The following is a 2,181-nucleotide window of genomic DNA, read 5'->3' as shown; positions in this document are numbered from 1 at the left end:
GGTATTGTACTTGCTGAAAGTAGATTCTTAGTCTCGCTGAGGCTCGCTAGAATGACGGATTCCTTTATTTAATAGCAAGTTAAATTAACTGTCATTCTGAACAGCGAGGGACGAGCGTGATTCATAATCTACTCACCGAGTGCTCCGAGTTTGCAGTAAACGACCGAGCTAGTGAATTACAATGGAAAAGCAACCACAGATCATTAAGGAGAATGAACCATCGACAAGGTACCTTGCGTTTACATCCTAACTTCAAAAAATAACTCAGTTCTCTACATTGGTGTTACCAGCCAACTAGCCCAAAGAATATGGCAGCATAAAAACGGAGTCATTGATGGGTTTACCAAGAAATATCACGTTCACAAGCTCGTTTACTTTGAGCTGTTTGAAGATATGGCAACTGCCATAAACCGAGAAAAGCAGTTGAAACAATGGAAGCGAGAGTGGAAGTTAGATTTAGTGAGAAAAACGAATCCTGACTTTCTCGATTTGTCCAACGAGTTTTAGTAAAAATCATCCCTATCTTTAAACGTTTTCAACTCAACCACATCGGCTTTTTTAGTTGGGGCGGTTTCCCCTTGTAATGCCTCTCTGAATTTCACGACCTGTTTCTGCAATTCATTCATTAATACGACATTTGTGTGGTTGGGATTTTTGCAGTTATGAATGACTCTATCTATGTGACTTTGCTGTGCCCACAGTCGAGGTTGCATCTGCTCTGAAGCACCTTCAATCATCTCTTTCGCCATATCGTGACGAAATTGCTCAAAGGCTTCGGGGTCGCGTTCTGCCATTTTTACCATTTCATCGAATGAGGGCAAAACTTGAGGTGTATAACTGTTCGGCATAGCCGCTCCAAATCCATTGGATGTTGCTCCTAGTTACTAAAAGCTTAATCTACATAGAGGATGAGAGCGGATGAATTGTGTCATAGTCTCATTTATAAGAGAGTATGTTCATAATAACGGTTGGTTTGGTCGAAGATTTATTGCTGGATTCGGTACACGCAGCGACGTTGACCACTGATGATGTGCTCATCTCGTTCGATTTTGGTTTCGCTACCTAAAAGTGATTGGAAGACATTGAGTTCAGATTGGCACAAACTTGGGCAGCGAGTGGCTGCTTTGCAAATAGGGCAGTGATTTTCTATGAGAAGAAACCCATGTTCATCTTTCTCTAGTTCTGCCATGTAGCCTTCTTGCTCACGCAGAGTAACAAGTGTCTGTAACTTGCTTTCCAGAGAGTCGCACTGCTCAAGGTGTTGCTGGTAGTTTTGTAGGGTGAGTTTCTCGCGCTCAGACGTGACTTTCTCCAATCCGTCTTTACCGAAGATGTGCTCTACCGCTTCAATAAACTGAATGGTCAGTTCGCCGTGGCGATCAGCAAATTGCTCATGACCTTTTTGCGTAAGGGACCAATGACGGGTTGGGCGCCCAACTTTGACCTTTACATCATGAATCGACAGGATGCCGTCATCTTCTAAACCTTGTAGATGCTGACGCGCACCCATGGTTGTCATACCCAGTTCAGAAGAGAGTTGTTTCGCAGTGACAGAGCCATCACGCTTAACGATTTGCAAAATCCTATCTACGGTCTTCATATACCCACCATCTATACATCAGTACATATTATGCTCGATAGGGTTAGTAAAGAAAAGTGTTGACTTAATTTGTGTGTGGATTTGTTGGGTATATGTCGTCATTCTAAACAACGAGGAACGAGTGTGATTCAGAATCTATTATCCGTTTGTGCTGTGATTTAAGGTGAATGAAGAAGAGTTTGGGGGCGCTGTTATTAGATCCTTAGTCTCGCTTGAGCTCGCTAGGATGACGAACTCCTTTGGTTTATAGCTTGTTAAAGTAATTGTCATTCTGAACAGCAAGGAACGAGTGTGATTCAAAATCTATTATCCGTTTGTGCCGTGATTTAAGGTGAATGAAGAAGAGTTTGGGGGCACTGTTATTAGATCCTTAGTCTCGCTTGAGCTCGCTAGGATGACGAACTCCTTTGGTTTATAGCTTGTTAAAGTAATTGTCATTCTGAACATCGAGGAACGAGCGTGATGCAGAATCTATCATCCGTTTATGCGTGATTTAAGGTGAATGAAGAAGAGTTTGGGGGCGCTGTTACTCGATCCTTAGTCTCGCTTGAGGTTGCTAGGATGACGAACTCTTTTGGTTT

3 protein-coding genes are annotated in these 2,181 nt (G+C 42.6%); 1 reads left to right on the top strand and 2 read right to left on the bottom strand.

Translation table 11 applies throughout. The features are described 5' to 3' along the window. Positions 1-219: 219 nt before the first annotated feature. On the top strand, positions 220-507 hold the full coding sequence (locus VHA02S_RS25620) for a GIY-YIG nuclease family protein (RefSeq protein WP_080640351.1): 288 nt from the start codon (positions 220-222) through the stop codon (positions 505-507). On the opposite strand, the gene VHA02S_RS24575 is transcribed toward VHA02S_RS25620, so the two are convergent. Together VHA02S_RS24575 and VHA02S_RS24570 are read right to left on the bottom strand one after the other, a co-directional pair. Then, the gene (locus VHA02S_RS24575) at positions 504-848 is read right to left on the bottom strand and encodes a DUF3135 domain-containing protein (RefSeq protein ID WP_009698881.1); all 345 of its coding nucleotides are present in this window, start codon (positions 846-848) and stop codon (positions 504-506) included. The genes VHA02S_RS25620 and VHA02S_RS24575 overlap by 4 nt on opposite strands. 137 nt (positions 849-985) lie before the next feature. Then, positions 986-1,600, bottom strand: a complete 615-nt coding sequence (locus tag VHA02S_RS24570; protein ID WP_038897743.1) for a helix-turn-helix transcriptional regulator — start codon at positions 1,598-1,600, stop codon at positions 986-988. Positions 1,601-2,181 lie beyond the last annotated feature (581 nt).

This window comes from Vibrio harveyi NBRC 15634 = ATCC 14126 = KCTC 12724 (genome assembly GCF_001591145.1).
GTDB classification, from domain to species: Bacteria; Pseudomonadota; Gammaproteobacteria; order Enterobacterales; family Vibrionaceae; genus Vibrio; species Vibrio harveyi.
This window is presented reverse-complemented; position numbering and strand designations above follow the sequence as displayed.